General features: G+C 50.3%; 15 protein-coding genes. 10 read left to right on the forward strand and 5 right to left on the reverse strand.

Annotated elements, in window-relative coordinates:
* Positions 1–85 precede the first annotated feature (85 nt).
* Positions 86–574, forward strand: coding sequence for an Lrp/AsnC family transcriptional regulator (locus KJY73_RS02690; RefSeq protein ID WP_214340074.1), 489 nt, complete (start codon positions 86–88; stop codon positions 572–574).
* Positions 575–676: 102 nt separating this feature from the next.
* On the opposite strand, the gene KJY73_RS02695 is transcribed toward KJY73_RS02690, so the two are convergent.
* Positions 677–1,270: a PEP-CTERM sorting domain-containing protein gene (locus KJY73_RS02695; protein ID WP_214340076.1), complete on the reverse strand. Its 594-nt coding sequence runs from the start codon at positions 1,268–1,270 to the stop codon at positions 677–679.
* Positions 1,271–1,622: 352 nt separating this feature from the next.
* Here KJY73_RS02695 and KJY73_RS02700 point away from each other — a divergent pair, with 352 nt between their 5' ends.
* Positions 1,623–2,195 (forward strand): hypothetical protein, encoded by a 573-nt coding sequence (locus tag KJY73_RS02700; RefSeq protein WP_214340078.1) that lies wholly within the window; start codon positions 1,623–1,625, stop codon positions 2,193–2,195.
* A gap of 42 nt (positions 2,196–2,237) precedes the next feature.
* Complete coding sequence (locus KJY73_RS02705) at positions 2,238–3,107, forward strand: LysR family transcriptional regulator (protein ID WP_214340080.1); 870 nt, start codon at positions 2,238–2,240, stop codon at positions 3,105–3,107.
* An 18-nt stretch (positions 3,108–3,125) separates the two neighbouring features.
* On the opposite strand, the gene KJY73_RS02710 is transcribed toward KJY73_RS02705, so the two are convergent.
* The 4 genes from KJY73_RS02710 to KJY73_RS02725 form a co-directional block, all read right to left on the reverse strand.
* Entirely contained in the window at positions 3,126–3,434 is a 309-nt protein-coding gene (locus KJY73_RS02710; RefSeq protein WP_214340082.1) for a hypothetical protein, read from the reverse strand.
* Positions 3,435–3,579: 145 nt separating this feature from the next.
* Positions 3,580–4,263: a matrixin family metalloprotease gene (locus tag KJY73_RS02715; protein ID WP_214340084.1), complete on the reverse strand. Its 684-nt coding sequence runs from the start codon at positions 4,261–4,263 to the stop codon at positions 3,580–3,582.
* A gap of 279 nt (positions 4,264–4,542) precedes the next feature.
* On the reverse strand, positions 4,543–5,892 hold the full coding sequence (locus tag KJY73_RS02720) for a sensor histidine kinase (protein WP_214340085.1): 1,350 nt from the start codon (positions 5,890–5,892) through the stop codon (positions 4,543–4,545).
* Positions 5,882–7,258, reverse strand: coding sequence for a sigma-54-dependent transcriptional regulator (locus KJY73_RS02725; RefSeq protein ID WP_214340087.1), 1,377 nt, complete (start codon positions 7,256–7,258; stop codon positions 5,882–5,884). The genes KJY73_RS02720 and KJY73_RS02725 overlap by 11 nt, the downstream gene beginning before the upstream one ends.
* A 184-nt stretch (positions 7,259–7,442) precedes the next feature.
* Here KJY73_RS02725 and KJY73_RS02730 point away from each other — a divergent pair, with 184 nt between their 5' ends.
* From KJY73_RS02730 to KJY73_RS02760, 7 genes are all read left to right on the forward strand, one after another.
* The gene (locus KJY73_RS02730) at positions 7,443–8,750 is read left to right on the forward strand and encodes an efflux RND transporter periplasmic adaptor subunit (protein ID WP_214340089.1); all 1,308 of its coding nucleotides are present in this window, start codon (positions 7,443–7,445) and stop codon (positions 8,748–8,750) included.
* 9 nt (positions 8,751–8,759) lie between these two features.
* Positions 8,760–9,440, forward strand: a complete 681-nt coding sequence (locus KJY73_RS02735; protein ID WP_214340091.1) for an ABC transporter ATP-binding protein — start codon at positions 8,760–8,762, stop codon at positions 9,438–9,440.
* A 16-nt stretch (positions 9,441–9,456) separates the two neighbouring features.
* Positions 9,457–11,970, forward strand: a complete 2,514-nt coding sequence (locus KJY73_RS02740; protein ID WP_214340093.1) for an ABC transporter permease — start codon at positions 9,457–9,459, stop codon at positions 11,968–11,970.
* Positions 11,971–12,185: 215 nt separating this feature from the next.
* The gene (locus tag KJY73_RS02745) at positions 12,186–13,469 is read left to right on the forward strand and encodes a M24 family metallopeptidase (protein ID WP_214340095.1); all 1,284 of its coding nucleotides are present in this window, start codon (positions 12,186–12,188) and stop codon (positions 13,467–13,469) included.
* Positions 13,470–13,541: 72 nt separating this feature from the next.
* Entirely contained in the window at positions 13,542–14,864 is a 1,323-nt protein-coding gene (locus tag KJY73_RS02750; RefSeq protein ID WP_232848475.1) for a M28 family metallopeptidase, read from the forward strand.
* 151 nt (positions 14,865–15,015) lie between these two features.
* On the forward strand, positions 15,016–18,225 hold the full coding sequence (locus KJY73_RS02755; RefSeq protein WP_214340099.1) for an ATP-binding protein: 3,210 nt from the start codon (positions 15,016–15,018) through the stop codon (positions 18,223–18,225).
* Between the two features lie 4 nt (positions 18,226–18,229).
* A complete protein-coding gene (locus KJY73_RS02760; protein WP_214340101.1) occupies positions 18,230–18,898 on the forward strand; it encodes a response regulator in 669 nt (222 codons plus the stop codon).
* The last annotated feature ends 87 nt before the right edge of the window (positions 18,899–18,985 follow it).

The following is an 18,985-nucleotide window of genomic DNA, read 5'->3' on the forward strand; positions in this document are numbered from 1 at the left end:
GGAAAAATGGTAGCACCAAGGATCTTGAAGTTTTGCTTAAATACGCTTAGAAAAAGTACCAAATTCGTCATTGTTTGAGGTGTTTGTGACCAAATTGGCAACTGAAGTGCAGCAACGTGCGATTACGCTGGACGAGTTAGACAAGGCAATACTGCGTATCGTGCAAGCTAACAACCTGATTGCGCATGCCGCTATTGGTGAGCAAGTGGGGCTGTCTACCTCAGCGGTGCGTCGCCGCTTGCAATTGCTACGAAAGCAAGGGGTGATCAGTCAGGATGTGGCCATTGTTAATCCTGTACACACCGGCGTGACTATTATCCTTTCCTTGTCTTTTGCCGATGAAACCGTACAGACTTATCAGGCATTCAACCAACAAATGGCTGCGTTACCCGAAGTGATGCAAAGCTATCATGTGGCCGGTAGTGAGGATTATATATTGATTGTGCATGGCCCTTCATTGAGCTGGTATGAAAGCTGGAGTCAGGAGGTGTTTATGCAAAATCCTAAAATTCGCCGTTATGACTCTAGAGTGGTGTGGTCCTGCCGTAAATTCAGTACCCAGTTGGCCCTTTAATTCCGTCTCATATAACCAGACGGCGTGGGCAATGATTATGCTGGATATGACAAAAAAGCCCGGGCTAGATCCGGGCTTTAATAAACATAGGGTTAGCCTTGGTTAGGCTGACTTTCTTCTGCGCATTAAGCCAATACCGGCCAAACCCAAAGCCAGTAACGCCAAAGGTGCTGGCTCTGGTACAGGGGTTGATGTGTTGTGATTTAACGCCAGGTTATCGACTAGGAAATTGTTGCCAAAACCCAAGCGCAATTCATCAATCAGGCCGCTTTGCGCGCCAAAATATTTATAGCTGCCGTTTAAACCTGTGTTGATTGACCAGGCCAGAACACCGTCTTTGTACCCCTGTAATGTGCCAAACAGTGAGTCAGCACCACCAGAATCCTTACCTGTAGCCCATTTCTTGGCCCATAAACCATCAAAGGTGAAATAAGCACCGTTTTCTTCAGTGATAATGCCGATACCATGAAAGTTATTTAGGAGCGCGAAATCATCGCTGTAGGCGCCATGGTTCCAGTTAGAACTCTCAACATCAATCCACTGTAAGGTCGAGGAGAATACGAAACCATTATATACCGGCATAATGCCGACATTATTTTGTTCGCTACCGCCGGCTATATCATCAAAAGTCAGTAGAGCCGCATTTGCCTGGCTGGTAAGCGTTAGTAGAGAGAGCAAAAACATGATTTTCTTCATCGTTACTTCCTTAAACGGTTAATCATATGCGCGGCGGACTAAGCAATGTATGAGCCAAGGTGGTTAATTTAAAGAAATACAATAAGTTATAAAGATTTTTAGGTTGTCTTTTTTTGTTTGTGTAAAAAAAACTGACATCCTCCTTTTCACCTAGGCCTGAGCCTGACTGGTGCTTATTATACTTGTGAAGTTCGAGTTAACTTTTCTTTGGGATTGGCTTGCGCACTATTTTCATTGTCTACCTTGAGATGTTGCATAAATGCAACAGCCCTTAAGCGATTCAATCCACGACAGTTGGGAATGGCATTGTTAGCATGGCGTTAGGTTAACTCCACTTTTCTGGAATACATGCATGAATAGATGTGTCTTACAGTTACTTAGTGTTTTGGTTGCTATGCTGCTTGCCCCTTGGTGTCTGGCTAATTCTGCAACAGAGTCTGAGGACGTTGCTGCGATTCAGACACTTTTTGCCAATTACATGCAAAAATACAATCACTATCTGGTTAATCAGCAGTTAAGTGCGGAGCCCATATTGTATGCTGATCAGGTGATGCTGATTTCAGCCAGCAGAGGGCCATCAGTTCTTGAAACCGAGGTGTTGAACAAGCAGGTTGAGCGTTTTCTGAGTGCATTAAAGGAAAAAGGTGTAGCCAGTGTGCGTTGGGAGAAAGTGCATGTCAGTCTATTGGGCGACACCCTGGCACTGGCCAGCAATGTAGCAGTGCGCTATACCGAAAAAGGCGAGGTGTATAATCGTGTCGGCGCAACCTACTACTTATTTAAAACCGAGCAAGGCTGGCGTATCTCGGCTTTTTCCGTGCATGATGCCGACAAGGTCCTCGCCTATAACCAAATTGATAACCAATTTTTGCCTCGCAAGGGGTTTTCTGGCTATATAGCTGCCAGGGAGAGAGATCCGCAGTGATGTGCTGGCCGGGGTCCCACCCGGTGAGCAAAAGGTTGGTAGATGGAAAATTGGGATGATTATCGCGTTATTTTAGCCCTGCAACGGGGTAAAACCCTGCGTAATGCAGCAAAAACGCTGGGCATGAATCATTCCACAGTGGCCCGTCGTCTGGCAATATTGAATCAACGACATGGGATAAGGGTGTTTGATGCCACGCCGCAAGGTTATGTGTTAACCAGCTTTGGCCAATCATTGTATGAATCGGCCCGAACCATTGAGGCGTGTACATTAGCCGATAAACGCAGCCATCTTGCTTGTGATTTAAGCGGCAGTCTAACCCTCTCGCTGCCACCGGCGATCGCCCAGTTTTTGTTGTTGGATGAGTTGCATGGATTTCAGCAACGCCACCCACATATCCAATTTAATATAAGAACGTCGTACAGCCTGGCCGATTTGCAACGTTGTGAAGCAGATGTTGTGCTTAGGGTAGCCAATGCCCCCAATGAACATCTGGTCGGCCATCGGCTGTTTCCTGTCTATATCAGTTACTACGCCAGCCAGGACTACTTAAATTCCAAGGCCGACAGCGATTACCAATGGATCACTGATGTGGGGGATGAGCGGCCGCCTTGGTTAGCCTCGTCCCCTTATCCCGATGCAAGCATAGCCATGAAACTGGATGATCTGCTATTGCGTCACTATGCCGGTATGCATGGGCAGGGTTTGATTCGCGGGGCATGCTATATTGCCGACCAATTGCCTGGTTTGCGGCGAATTCAGGGAGCATCGCCCAAGCCATTTCAGGATCTCTGGATCTTGACCCATCCGGATTTGCGAGATGTGCCAAGAGTGAAAGTGCTTATGCGGTTTTTAATGGATGCACTTAAATCCAAACAGGCATTAATCACGGGGAATCAGCCCGCTCTTTAGGAGTGAATAACGACGGGATTAATCGTGTGGGCGAGTAAAGCGAACCGATTTGAATACTTGTTCGGCCAGGTTGCGGTCAACCTTGCCGCTAAATGTCAGCATCATGGATAACGCCATGTCGGCATTCATCACCTTAATATGTTCTACCTTACCTATATATAGGGCGAGCAGCCCAGGGCTGGTGATCAGCTCAGCGTCAAAGCCGTCAATTACCACAGCTTGTCGTTTGGCATCAGGCAACGCAGAAAAATTATCTGAATACATGCCGTAATCGTAAGACAACTGGACATTTTCACCCTGCATAATACCGGCCGTGGAATCTACCATACGGGGCTGTTTGAGCTGCCAGTCAGCTGGGTGGGAAAAGCAAAAATGCTGTGTAGGACAGGTCTGTAGCCAAGTATCAGCCATAGTGGTTTGAGTAATAATGAAGCCTGCGATAAGCAGGCTTCGCATTAGATGATTAGTGATCTTAGGCACGGCGACGTAAAGTTGGGAGCATCATAAGCCCAATCAGTATCAGCAATAGTGGTGGGACAACTGGCACTTCTGCGGCAGCCACAATCAGTACTGGGATAATCTCAATAAAGAGTCTGCCCGCGGTATCTGTTTGGACCAGTCCGCTCGCCAGAATGGTAGCCACTTCAGCCGCGCTCAAATCAGTGCCACCATTAATAAAGGGATCCATCAAATTGGTCGCGCCAACATTATGGCCCAAACCCAGATTGTGGCCTAGTTCATGAGCCAACAACTCCGCATTAAAACCGCTGTCTGCAAAGACTGATTCAACAACGAAATCGTTTCCTGGGGTTTCACCACAGCCAACATAACCGGGATTAATATTGCCACACCAGGTCAGGTCATCCAAAAACCAAAAGTTTACGACATTAGCGGCACCATAATGGGCGTTGGTCAGTGTGGCCCATTTGCCAGCAGAGTCCATGTTCAACAAGTTTGCATCGACATGCTGAACCGATGGTCCAATACGAATATCAACAGGTGTGTTGCCAAAACTGGCTTGAGAGAAGATAGCGTCCATACCAGCCTCATCAATAGTGATGTATGCCGCGTTTGCAAATCCACTTATGCAAACCAACAACAGGCATAAACCTTGCCGCGTTAGCGACTTGAGTGAGTGAATCTTGGTATTAAACATTGTTTGCCCTTATATGGTGTTTAGTGAAACCTGGGCCCTTGGTGCTTTTAAGTACTTCAACTACTCACTGGGGTGCCGACGAATTATCCAGCATAAATTGCGCCAAAACTTTTTTATCTATATATCAAATGGTTAAATTTAAATCTGAAACATAGATGTGTCGAAGTGTAAAAAAATACGACAGATTGTTGAGCGCTTTCTGATAACCCATTCCGTTTTTCTCAGCACTATGCTGCCCGTTTTGCTTGTGCTCAAGGTGAGCCCGAGCGTATCTGCTACCTAAAAAGTCAGTGTAAAGCAGGCGCCACCACCTGGTATATTCGTTGCTTTTACCTGACCTCCGTGGGCAATCATGACCTGACGAGTTAAGGCCAGACCCACGCCTGAGCCATCACGCTTGGTGGTAAAAAACGGTACAAAAATTTTGTCCAGCTGTGCCTCGCTAATACCGGGACCATTGTCTGTAACATCCAGTACCACATGACCACGCCGATTGGCCGCCGCGTTCAACCAAACCTGACCATTGTTTTGCTCTTGCAGGGCCTGTTCGGCATTCTTCAACAGATTGAGCAGCACCTGCTCCAGCATATGTGGGTCGGCATTGACTTTTAGGTCTTCAGGTTCAACGTGCACATGCAGGGTCAATCCTTTTTCCGGCCAGGCCTGACAAGCCATCTGTGTTAACTGTGCGAATAGCGCGGCAATCTCCAGAGGTTGACGATTAGGTGAGGGCAGGCGGGTTAATCGTCGGTAACTGCTGACAAATTGCATCAGGCTATCACTACGTCTGGCGACTGTGGCAATGGAGTCGCGGATATCACCCAGCTCCTGCTTAATCGATGGGGCAGATACTTTATTGGACAAGTCCTCACTCAACTCTGCTGCTGTGGCAGCCAGCGAGGCCACGGGCGTGATGCTGTTCATAATTTCATGAGTTAGCACTCGAACCAGATCCTGCCATGCCTGCAGTTGTGCCGCATCCAACTCGCTGCCGATATCCAATACACTCAGCAGTTTTTCCCGCTGACCGGCCAAGATAATTTCTGTGGCAAACACCAATAATTGCTGTGGCATCCCGTCAGCATCGAAGCTACACAGCTGGCGTTGCCCAGGTTGCAGCTTTCGCCACTGTTCTGCCAGTTCCAAACCAAAGGGGGTTAAGTCGTCAAGTTTACATACCTGAGCTGAACCAAACAGGCGTCGGGCGCTGTTGTTCCATTGGCTTAAACGCCCATCGCTGTGCAGGCTGAGCAGAGGTATGGGGGTATGTTCCACCATAGCCTTAAAATGCCGTAATTGTTGTTCTTGATGCTCGCGCTCTTGCAAAAATCGTTGCATCAACACGGTAAAAGCCTCGCCAAGCTGTTCAAAGCCGCTGCCAAATCGCTGATAATCGAAGCGCTGGGTAAATTCACTGTAACGCACTGCGTCTAAAAAGCGTTTTAACTCGGCATTGGTTTTACCCACGAATTTGACGGTTTCCCAAACGCCAAATATGAGGAGTAACAGCAATAATATTTGGGTGGCGTGATAACCGGATGCTGCGAGCAGCCAGGCGTTGCTTAATGCCAGCAGCACAATCAACGTGATACGAGCGCTTAGAAGCAGAGAAAAGCGGTTAAAGACCATGTTTTTCCATTCTCCTATACAGCGCAGCGCGCGTCAGACCCAGTGCCTTAGCGGCATGGCTGATATTGTAGCGATGGGTCTTTAATGCCCCTTCAACTGCCTGGCGCTCAAGCTCCTCAAGATTGAAGGTTTGAACTTCAGGTTGCACTGTTGGCACCATGGCTCTATTGCTTAGCTGAAAATCCGTGGCGTCGAGTGTTTGATGTTCCGACAAGATCACGGCTCGCTCCAGCGCATGGCGAAGTTCACGGATGTTGCCGGGCCAATGGTAGGCCTGTAATTGTACCATTGCTTCCAGGCTGAGCTGTTTTGCGGGCTTTTGGTACTTACGGCAATAATGTTTCAGATAGTATTCGGCTATTGCCGCGATGTCTTCCTGGCGTTCACGCAAAGCCGGCAAATGAATTTCGACGGTATTTAAGCGAAACAACAGATCCTGGCGGAAACGTTGTTCATCATGCAGTTGCTCGAGGGGCAGGTTGGTGGCGGCAATGACTCTGACATCAAAGGATTTGGCCTGGTTACTGCCAAGCGGGGTGACTTGACGTTGGGCCAGAACGGTTAGCAACTTGGCTTGTAAATGCAGCGGTAGATTGCCTATCTCATCCAAAAATAAGGTGCCGCCATCAGCTGCTAGTAAACGCCCTGTCCTGTCCTCATTGGCACCGGTAAAAGCGCCTTTACGATGCCCGAACAGCTCGCTTTCAAACAAGCTCTCTGCCACGGCGCCCAGGTCGACCGACATAAACACTTTATGGTGTCTGGGGCTCTGCCCATGAATGGCCCGGGCTATGAGTTCTTTTCCTGTGCCATTTTCACCCAAAATCAATACGTTAGCGTCAGTTGGCGCACTGCGTTCAAGCAGATTCAGGGCCTGACGCATTGCGTCTGATCCGGCGATAATAGGCTGGCTTGATTGACTGGTTACTTCAGCAAGCAGGTTGTTGGCGGTGCGTAACTCGCTGGCTTCTGTACGCGAGTGAGACAGCTTGACTGCAGAGGACACCGTGGCCAGCACTTTATTGTTGTGCCAGGGCTTAGCGACAAAATCCGTGGCACCGCGTTTCATCGCCTCAACGGCCACTTCCATATCCCCATGTGCGGTGATCATGATCACCACGGCCTGAGGGTCGATGGCCAGAATTTTTTCCAGCCAGCGATAGCCTTGTTCGCCGCTACTTTCACCGGGGCCGAAATTCATATCCAGCAAAATAGCGTCGTAACGACTTTCAGCCAGTAATACGGGGATCTGTTCTGGTCTGTTGCAAATGTCGATCTGGCTGAAATGACGTTTTAACAGCATTTTGCCTGCCACCAGAATGTCCTGATCGTCATCCACAATCAGTATGCGTCCGTCCTGCAGCATGTTCGTTTCCCAATACCCAAACTGTTCAATAGCGTACAGTGAGTGTTCATATTCGTACAGTTTTGTGTGTTTGAATTCGATATGTTTATTCTAACTAGTTGAAAATTAACAGTTTGCAGAGTTGGAACGGGATTTGTTTATATCCAGCCAGTCACTATCACAATGTCAATACAAGCAGACGAAAATGCAAAAACTCAGTGCAATACAACATGCCGCCAAAGCATCTGGAGCTGACTCGGTCTCAGGGGCTGCCATGGATCGCAAGATCAACAAAGCACGCAATCCGTGGAGAGGTCGGCTGGTGGTTGGTGTGGCCATCATTGCGGTTGCCGCTGTGGCCTATCTAATCCCTGGCTTTTCGGGCAAAGCCCTGAGTGTAAATGGGGAACGTATTCTGGTTTCTTCCGTGTCCCGTGGCACCTTTGAGGACTTTATTCCGGTTCGTGCCCGTGTAACGCCGGCCAAAACCCTGTATCTGGATGCGATCGAGGGCGGACGGGTTGAGCGCATACTGGTGGAAGATGGGGCGATGTTGGAAGCCGGGCAACTGATTGTTGAATTGTCTAATGCCAGCTTGCAGTTAAGCGTATTGGGTAACGAAGCCAGGGTGGCCGAACAGCTCAATAACATTCGCTCCATCGAACTGAGTTTGGAACAGAACCGTCTGCAACATAAGCGCGATATTGTCGATATTGAATACCAAATCAGATTGCTGAAACGCAAGCTGCAGCGAGAGGCGCAGCTGCTTAATACCCAGGCCATTAGCCAGTCCCAGCATGATGACACCAGGGACACCCTGCATTGGTATGAACAACGTTTGCTACTAACCAGGGAAAGTCAGCAGTCAGACGCCAGTATGCAGGAAGAGCAATTGGCCTTCTTGAAAGCATCGGGTGCCCGTTTGGAGCACAACCTTGAGCTGTCAAGGCAAAACCTGGCCAACATGAATGTGCGCGCGCCGGTGGCCGGAAAACTCTCTGGCTTTGATGTGGAAGTGGGGCAGAGCATTGGCCGCGGTGAGCGCCTGGGGCAAATTGATACCCCTGACGACTACAAACTGACCGCCCAGATTGACGAGTTTTATCTTAGCCGGATTGCCATGGGCCAAACCGCTCAGGTGGATGGCTATCAGCTGCAGATCAGCAAAATCTATCCACAGGTCAGCAATGGTCAGTTTGAAGTGGATTTAACCTTTATCGGTGAGCAGCCAGCGACGATTCGCCGCGGGCAGACCATGCAGCTGAAATTGACTCTGGGGGATGCCAGTCAGGCGCTGCTGATTCCCAACGGCGCGTTTTATCAGGATACCGGGGGCAATTGGATTTTTGTGCTGAGCGCTGATGGGGCCAAGGCCGAACGACGCGACGTACGTATGGGGCGACGCAATAACAACGTTATCGAAGTGCTGGACGGGCTGAACGAAGGAGAGCGGGTGGTAACCAGTTCTTACAGCCAATACCAGGATATCCAGCAACTGAATATTAATAACTAAGGAATCAACATGTTGAAACTAAATAATCTTAGCCGTCATTACCTATCCGATGACGTTGAAACCCTGGCGCTGAACAAGGTCAACATTGATATCGCCGCCGGTGAGTTTGTCGCCATTATGGGGCCTAGTGGCTGCGGTAAGTCTACCTTACTGAATATCATTGGCATGCTGGATAACCCTAGCAGCGGTGAATACTGGTTCAACGGCGAGAATGTGGCGGGCTATAAAGAAGCGCAGTTGGCAGCCATACGTAAGCACCATATAGGCTTTATTTTCCAGAATTTTAATCTGATTGATGAGCTTAGTGTTCGGGACAATATTGAGCTGGCCCTGCTCTACCATGATGTGCCAGCGTCTGATCGCCGCCGCAGAGTCGCAGAGGTGATGGATAAGGTGGGGATTGCACATCGCGCCAATCATTTACCCAGCCAGTTATCCGGTGGCCAACAACAACGGGTCGCTGTCGCCAGGGCGGTGGTGGGGGGACAGTCCATGATTCTGGCGGATGAACCTACCGGGAATTTGGACAGTGCCCACGGTCAGGAAGTCATGGCCATGCTGCAGGGCTTAAATGAAGAAGGCACCACTATTGTTATGGTAACCCACAGCCCGGCACATGCAGATTATGCGCGCCGCACTATTAACTTGTTTGATGGTCATGTGGTGACCGAAGACGTCAAAGCGGCCTGAGGCACAGGAGAAGCCAATGTTTGCTAATTACTTTCTGACCGCTTGGCGCAATCTGTTAAAAAACAGGGCGTTCTCGGCAATTAATATCATAGGGCTGGCCGTAGGCCTGGCCAGTTGTATCCTGATCATGCTGTACGTTAAGTCGGAAAGCGGCTACGACCAATGGATACCAGACAATGAACGGGTAGTGCGTTTGCACACCGCCTATGAGTCTCCTGGCCGGGCCCCCTTTCTGACCGTGCGCAGCGCTGGCCGGATGATGCCAGCCGTGCGGGATTACCTTAGTGCGGAAATTGAAGACGGCATGCGTTTGGTGGTTTGGGATACCACTGTCCAACAAAATGGCGAAGCCTTTTCCGAGCAGGTGGCTTTTGCTGACAGTAGCTTCTTCAATGTGCTGAATTTACCCTTTGCCAATGGCAGTGCACAAAGCAGTTTTAATAAACCTAATGATTTACTCATTAGTCGGGAAATGGCTCAGAAGTACTTCGGTAGTACCGATGCTATTGGTAAAACCCTGACCCTGTGTTGTTTACGGGGGCAGACGGTTGAGCTGACCGTAAGCGGTGTACTCGAAGATCTGCCGGATAACACACATTTGGCGCTGGATATGTTGGTGTATATGGACACCGAGGTGTTTGGTCAGTTTCCTGGGGTATTGGATACCTGGACCAGCGTCAACGTCTATACCTACTTCAAACTGCGCCCAGGCGTTTCCCTTGAACAGGCTCAGCAGCGATTAACCTGGTGGGTGAACAATGAAAGTCCGTTTCTGGAATTCGCCAAACAAAATACTGGCATGATGCAGGCTGGGACTCAGGTGTCAGACACCCTGAAACACAAGCTGATGAAACTGGCGGATCTGCATCTGGATGCCCACAATGATGCAGGTAATATGGGCGACTTAACCCCCATGGGTAACCGTAATCTGGTTGCCACATTCAGCTTGGTCGCCGTGCTCATTCTGGTCATCGCCTGTATTAATTTTATGAATCTGGCCACCGCCAGGGCTGGACAGCGAGCTAAAGAAGTTGCCATGCGCAAAGTGTTGGGAGCCAGTAGGGCGCAGGTAGCTGTACAGTTTTTACTGGAAGCTATTGGCCTTGTGATGATTTCACTGCTGTTCGCGCTGGTCGCGGTAGAATTGGTATTGCCCTGGTACAACCAATTGCTTGGCAAGGTATTCGAATTTCGCCTCTTCAGCGAACCAAGCCTCCTGTTTACTTTACTCGGATTGGGTTTGCTGGTGGGGCTAATTGCTGGCAGTTATCCGGCGCTGGTGTTGTCTGGCTATTTGCCAGGACAGATCCTCAAAGCCAGCAAAAGTAACGAGAGTAGCGCATCGGTGAAATTACGCCATGTGCTGGTGGTGTTTCAATTTGCTGTGTCGGTAACGCTGCTTGTATGTACTGCGGTGGTGTACCTGCAAACTCAACATGCCAATAACCTGGATTTGGGCTATAGCACGGAGCGTAAACTGGTTGTGGGTATCCGTGCCGCCCGAGATAACCTGGAAAGTCTTAAACAACAGTGGCAGGCCATACCCGGCGTGCAATCTGTAGTGTATTCCTCTGAGGCCCCGACTCAGGATAACGAAAACAACAACTTTGTGACCTTGCTGGGCAGTAATCAGGGAGACAAACCTGTTGAAGAGCTGCTCAATTATCACAATATGGACTATGACTTTTTTCAAGCTTATCAGGTTCAGCCTCTGGCTGGCCGTTTGTTTGATAAGGCTTATGGCTCTGACACCCTAACACCAGCCGAGCAAAATCAGATTTCTCAGGCTGCCGCCATTCTTAACGAAGGCGCATTGCGTAGACTGGGCTTCAATAGCCCACAGGAAGCCATAGGCAGGACCCTGCAGATCAGTGCAAGTGGTGACGGCCTGAATCATCTGACGGTAGTGGGCGTCATTCCTGATATCTATTTTCGTTCGGTTAAATTCGCCATCCGTCCCAGCTTATATATGTTAAACCCACAGCGCTTCAACGTGGCAACTATTACCTATAACCAGGGACAGGCAAGCCAAGTGACCGCCGAGATTGAGCGAGTGTGGAAGCAGGCGGTACCGATGCAGCCTATTGATATGCAGTATCTGTCTGACATGTTGGCTGCACAGTATCAAAGTGAAAATGTGCAGATGCAGTTGTTTAGCGTATTTTCGCTGTTAGCTGTGTTGGTGGCCTGCCTGGGCCTATACGGATTGGCCGCCTTTACGGCCGAGCGTAAAACCCGTGAAATAGGTATACGTAAGGTAATGGGGGCCAGCGTTAAGCAGATCATGTTGTTACTTATTTGGCAATTTTCACGGCCGATTATGCTTGCCAATCTGGTAGCCTGGCCGTTGTCTATTTGGTTGATGTTCAATTGGTTGCAGGCTTTTGTGAATCGTATCGACACCTGGTGGTTATTGCCAATTTGCCTGATGGCTACCCTGGTGTCAGTCTGTATTGCGTGGCTGACGGTGGGGGGAAATGCCGCCAAGGTTGCCAAAGCCAACCCTATCAAAGCCCTGCGCCATGAATAGGGGCAAGCCTCAGGCCTTTGTTTGATAACCCAGATTCCAAGGGGCGCTATAGCGCCCTTTTTTAACTGACTCAGCTCTGATCTGCTTTTCTGCCCATATTCATTCCATCACTTAAAGACCATCAACAGGGTGTTGAGGATAAGTGGCCGTGTTATTTAACAAAAATGGATTTAGGATAGGAGTTTGGTTGTGGAACAATAAAAACAGGTCAATGCGTGCAACTCTCTAAACGACATTTCTTACAGCTCAGTGCCGGTGTACTGGGTAGCTTACCTTTTGCCTCTTTAGCCTTAGCGAATGTCTCTGCTGGTAGGGATAGCGCCCTAACCGATCTTACCAAAGGCGTGCAGCCTATCAGCGCCCAAGAGCGTTTGGTTCGCATAGATAAAGCCAGAAGCTTAATGCGAGCCAATCATATGGCCGCTATGGTATTGGAGCCAGGTCCGGCCATGGATTACTTCACCGGTATTCAATGGTGGCGCAGTGAGCGACTCACAGCCGTGGTGATCCCAGCTGACGGCGACATTGCAGTTATTTGCCCATTCTTTGAAGAACCCAGCATTCGCGAGTCCTTGGAAGTCGGTGATGATGTCAGAGTCTGGCAGGAGCATGAAAGTCCCTTTGCGTTAGTGGCGCAGGTGCTTAAAGACAGAGGTATTAGCAAAGGCCAAATCGGCTTTGAAGAGTCGGTGCGCTACTTTGTATTGGATGGTGTAATGAGCCAGCTTGGCAATTTTACCCATACCAGTGCCGACCCGGTTACCCGTGGTTGTCGCATGTACAAAACGCCTCATGAGCTGGCATTGATGCACAAGGCCAATGAAATCACCCTGACCGCGTACGCCCATGTGTGGAAAAACCTGCAACTGGGCATGACGCAACATGATGTTAAGGCGCTAATGCAAGGTGCGCAGGCTAAATTGGGCGGTAGTGGTATTTGGAATATGGCCTTGTTTGATCAGGCCAGCGCTTATCCCCATGGCACTAAACAGCAGCATGTCCTGAAAGAAGGTTCGGTGGTGCTGATGGATTGCGGTTGTGCGGTTGAAGGGTATCAATCGGATATCAGTCGTACCTTTGTGTTTGGTGAGCCATCGGCCAAAGTGCGTAAGATCTGGAATACCGTGCGTGAAGGGCAGAATGTGGCATTTGCTGCTGCTCAGCTTGGTAAAGCTGCGGGTACGGTGGACGATGCGGTAAGGGCCTATTACGCCAAGCAGGGCCTGGGGCCTGACTATAAACTGCCTGGCTTGTCGCACCGCACCGGGCATGGAATCGGCATGCAGGGCCATGAGCCGGTCAATTTTGTTCGTGGCGAAACCGCGCTGCTAAAACCCGGTATGTGTTTTTCTAACGAACCGGGCATTTATCTGCCGGGTGAGTTCGGTGTGCGTCTGGAAGACTGTATTTATATGACCGAAAACGGCCCGCGTTGGTTTACTGAACCTGCAGGGTCACTGGAGTCGCCTATTGGTAAGTTGGCAACACCTGTGACTTAAAATAAAACAACAACACGCAACAACGAGGTGAACATGCAAAAATCCATAGTGACCCTGGCATGCCTGCTCGGCATGCCAGCTCTGGCCGCCGACAAGCTCGGTGATGAGCAGGCGCTGTATGACATTGCCGGCCAGGTATCGGCCGCCCGTATTGAACAGGATGTTCGCAAGTTGGTGAGTTTTGGTACCCGCCATACCTTATCTGACACTCAGTCAGACAGTCGAGGCATCGGCGCCGCCAGGCGCTGGATTAAGGCTGAATTTGAAAAGATTTCTGCCCAGTGTGGGGGCTGTCTTGAGGTGTATTTTCAGTCCAAAACCATTCAGGGCGAAAAGCGGATTCCTGAGCCAGTTGAAGTGGTGAGTGTCATCGCCGTACAAAAAGGTCAGACTGACCCAAGCCGTTATGTGGTGATGTCCGGCGATATCGACTCGCGAGTTTCCGATGTCATGGATGCTGTATCGGACGCACCGGGGGCCAATGACAATGCTTCTGGCCTAGCCGGGGTGCTCGAAGCAGCCCGCGTGCTCAGTCAATACCAATTCCATGGCTCTGTTGTTTATGCAGCACTGGCGGGGGAAGAGCAGGGGCTGTTTGGCGGTAAGATTATGGCCGAACAGGCGCTTAAAGACGGCTGGCGGGTTAAGGCCGTGCTCAACAACGATATGATAGGCAACATTGCCGGTATTAATGGGGTAATAAACAACACCAGTGCCCGTTTGTTTTCTGAAGGCACCCGGGTAGTGGAAACCCCGCAAGAGGCGAACAAACGCCGTTTTACCGGTGGTGAAGTGGATTCACCCTCTCGTAATCTGGCCCGGTATATCGACAAGATTGCCGATACCTATATTCCCAATCTGGATACCATGATGGTCTATCGTCTGGACCGATTTGGCCGCGGTGGCCATCATCGCCCTTTTAATGACGCCGGTTTTCCTGCCATACGCATAATGGAAACCAACGAGCATTACGACCGTCAGCATCAGGATTTACGCAGCGAAAACGGCACTGTGTATGGCGATACCCTGGATGGCGTGAATTTTCCTTATGCTGCCAAGCTAACGGCTCTAAATGCGGTAAGCTTAGCCAGTATGGCCTGGGCACCCAGTCCGCCGGCTAAGGTAGAAATAAAAGGGGCGGTGCAGCCTTCGACTACCCTAAGTTGGGCGCCGGCCTCCAAGGCTGAGCAGAACCTTATTCAAGGCTATAAGATTTACTGGCGTTATACCGACCAGCCGCAGTGGCAGTTCAGCCGTTATGTGGGCAAGGTCAACAGCTTTACCCTGGAGAATGTGGTGATTGACAATTATTTCTTCGGCGTGGCCAGCGTGGGGCAAAATGGCCTGGAAAGCCCGGTGGTATTTCCCGGTGTAGCCGGCGCTTTTGGCGAGTAACTCAAGGGGCGGCTTTTGAACTGCCTCCTTTTATTTCCGTTCAGTGCGGCTTGCTACCTAGCAAATGTTGCTTTTCAGCAGCCCGTGTCTCTTTAAACTCCATTGCGAATACGGCACACTTGCATAGTTGCAAACCTATCTGAAAATCTCTGTGAGACGATTGACCTGGCTTCTGATGTTCGTCGTGATGTACTTGCACCCGACCTGGACCAGTCAGGCCGCCGAGCCTGCTGCCAACCTGTTTACTGTGCCGCTGTTTTCTGTGCATGCCAACAACAGATTGGCCAATAAAGAAATTCTCAAACTGGCGCAGGATGAACGCGGTTTTGTCTGGCTGGGTACCGCCAGAGGCCTGTTCCGTTTCGATGGCTATGAATACAAGAAGATCATGGGTGATCGCCATGGCAATGAGATCGGCAATATTTACGTACGGTCCTTGCTGACACAGGGAGATACGCTTTGGATCGGCACCATGTCCAGCGGTCTGTACCGGCTTGATCTTGTCAGCGGGGATATTCGCCAGTATTTGCACCAAAGCGACAACAATAATTCGCTGGGGGGCAATCAGGTCAATGCTATTGAGCAGGGTGATAAGGGCGAATTGTGGATTGCGCACAGTTTTGGTCTAGACAGCTTTGACCCACAACGTAATGAATTTAAGCACTATTTTTCTGCAGACAACCCCGCTGACCGCTATTTTAATTATCTGCTGGACATGGAGTTTGATGCCAACCAAAGGCTATGGCTGTCGACGGCCAAAGGCCTGGCAACCTTTAATCTTGCCACTAATGACTTTTCACTTTTTCAACCTCACGAGCCACAGTCTTTATTAAATACTGTGGTTACCCGCAAAATCTTCCGTGCCAGTGATGGCAGACTATGGCTGGCCACTCAGAAGCAGGGGATCTACATTGTTGATCCGGCTGACTTTGGGGTAACCCGGCTTAGCGACGCACCGGGACGGGAAAATACGTTAAACACCACCCTGGCGGAAACCCAGGATCCTATCAGTGGGCAGCGTCATATTTGGGTGGCCGGTTATGAAGGGGTGGAAATGCGCGATGCGGATTCCGGCCAATTGCTGAAGGTACTGAAGGGCAATTTGTCCGATCCCTATGGCTTACAGGGCGATAATGTGTATCCGTTGCTGACCTTGTCCTCAGGCATGCTATTTATGGGGGTTAACAACGTCGGTTTGCAGTTTTACAACCCCTTAACCAGCCAGTATCAATACTTCGATAAGTTTTCCCCTCAGTTGGAAAGTACTTTCGCCAGCGTGCTGCACCAGGTTATCCGCCTTGATACGTCTGATATTGTCCTGTTCAGTCAGCAGGCGATGGTGCGGGTCGATCTGTCCAGTGGTGCGGTCCGGCCGTTTTTACCTTATCCGGCATTGCGCGGCCGGGAAGTGGTTAGTGGTTTGCGGGATGCAGACGGAATCTATTGGTTGGGAGGGGGCAACGGCAACATTTTTCGGGTCGACGAGCAACAGCAAAGCGTACAGGAATTGCGTTTGCCACTGCCTAAAAACGAAGGTGTTTTTGTTCGCCACCTTGCCCAAAGCCACAGTGGCGACTTATGGATTGGCTCTGATCGTGGGCTGGTAAAACTGAACCCCGCTACCTTGGCGTTCAGTCAAGTGCAGAACCTCGACGGCAGCCCCTATATCAACTATGTACGTACCTTGCTGGTGGATGCCCGTGATCGTTTGTGGATTGGCTCGAACAGTGGCTTTGGAGTGATCACGCCAGATACGCATAGTGTTCGGTTTTATTCATCACAACAAGGTACAAAGGGCACCCTCAGTCACGATAGTATTGTGCAGATATATCAGAACCAGCAACAGCAGATTATGCTGGTGACTCGTGCCGGTATCGACAGACTGATTGATGACAGCACCGAGATCAAAGAGTTTGCCCCTTTTGCCGCCGAAGTGACCCGTCAGTTGGATACCGAAGAGCATATTATTCAACTGCAAAACGGCGACTATTGGATTGGCACCCGCTATCTGGTTAACGAAGCCGGCGACCTGTTGGCCAAGTTCGATGAGTCGCAAGGGGCGCTGGCGAAGGGGCGCAGCCGTGCCAGTTTGTTGCTGGACAGTGGCCATATTCTGCATTTTTACAATGGTGGCCTGGTGCGCTTTGCCCAACATATTCAGAAACACCGACAGAGCCCAGGCTCACTGGTAATTACGGACGCCACCGTTGGTAATAACAGCCTGATGCTCGATTACCGAGCGCCGACCATCCGCGTGGCTAATACCGACCAGCAATTTTCGCTACGTTTCGCCGCGCTTAACTATGCACAACCCGACCTGCAATATCGTTATCTGTTGCGTGGCTACGACGACGACTGGCACAGCTCACCGGCGGACATTCGTCAGGCAACTTATACTGCGCTGTCGCCGGGGCAGTATCAACTGGAGGTGCAAGCCTCTGACAGCGACGGGCAGTGGCAGACCGATGCCGTGCGCGTGAGCGTCAGGGTTGAACCCAAGTACTATCAAACCTTGTGGTTCCAGCTGCTGGCGCTGCTGTTAGGCAGTCTGGTGTTTTATGGGGTGTTTCGCTGGCGGTTGGCAATTGCTCAGCACCAGCAACGTGAACGCTATGAAAAGCGCGAGGCGCTGCAAAAAGCGCAGATGATGACCGAGCTGATGGAACAAAAGAACAAGATGCTGGCGGAAGTGACTCATGATCTGCGTACGCCCTTGGCGATGGTAAAAATGCAACTGGAAGCCATGCAAGACGGGGTGTTACAGTCTGATGAAAAATCCTATGACACCTTGCAGCAACGTATCACCACCCTGAACAATATGGTCGGCGATATTTACCAGCTATCACTAGCGGAAGGTGGGGCGCTGAGATTAAACCGTCAGGCGCTGGACGTGGCTGTATTAACGCAGACTGCGGTGGACTCTTTTGCCACGCTAATGCAGCAAAAGCAACTGCAGCTGTATTTTCAGGACAACTCTGATGGCAAAGCCTGGGTTCTGGCTGATGAAGGACGTATCAACCAAGTGCTGACCAACTTGCTGAAAAACAGCTACCGTTACACCTATGACTCAGGCAGGGTAGAAGTCAGTTTGACGGTGGTGGGGGCCAACGCCGTGCTGAACATCGCCGACAGTGCACCGGCTGTCAGTGAAGTGGAACTAAACCGGCTGTTTGAACGACTGTACCGGGCACAGTCCACCCGTGGTCAGAGTCAGACGGGTTCTGGCCTGGGTTTGTGGATCTGCCGGTCTATTGTCGAGGCGCATCAGGGAGAGATCTCTGCCGGCCTGAGCGTGCAGGGAGGATTGCTGATAAACATTGTTCTGCCGTTAGTGGACATGCGGTTGGAATGCGAAGAGTGACACCATGAAAGACTGTATCCTTGTGGTTGAAGACGATTTGGGGATAGCCGGTATCCTGATGCAATATCTGCACGCGGCCGGATTGGCGACCCAGCATTTTGCCGATGGGGTGGGGGTTGCTGACTGGGTTCGGCAACACCACCCGGCCGTTGTGCTGTTGGATTTAGACTTGCCAACCCGGCATGGGTTGGATGTCTGCCGTGAGATCCGGCAGTTCTCGGATCTACCCATTATTATGACCACCGCTAAGGTGGAGGAAGTTGACCGTTTAATAGGCCTGGAAATTGGCGCAGATGATTATGTATGTAAGCCGTATTCGGTAAAAGAGCTGGTGGCGCGGGTGAAAGTGCAACTGCGACGGTTAAACCGTGATGCGGCACATGAGGAGGCGCTAAAAGTTGACCCGCAAGCTTTTACACTGAGTTATCAGGGGCTGCATGTCGAACTTACCGCCATAGAATTTAAGCTGTTCTACCTCTTATACAGCCACCCCAACCGCATTTATTCCCGTGGACAGATTATGGACCTGGTTTATCAGGACTACCGTGATGTCAGCGAGCGCACGGTCGACAGCCATATCCGTAATGTCAGAAGTAAACTGGCAAAATTTCGTCTTGAGGCTGAGCTTATCCGCTCCATTTATGGTGCCGGTTATAAATTTGAACCGGCGTAACATTTTGTAAAATCAAACTTTTTTAATAAAACGCGACATCTGCATATTTGCTGCACATTTGCCTGTTTTACTGCAGGGTAGATCAAA

This window comes from Bowmanella yangjiangensis (assembly GCF_018531185.1).
GTDB classification, from domain to species: domain Bacteria; phylum Pseudomonadota; class Gammaproteobacteria; order Enterobacterales; family Alteromonadaceae; genus Bowmanella; species Bowmanella yangjiangensis.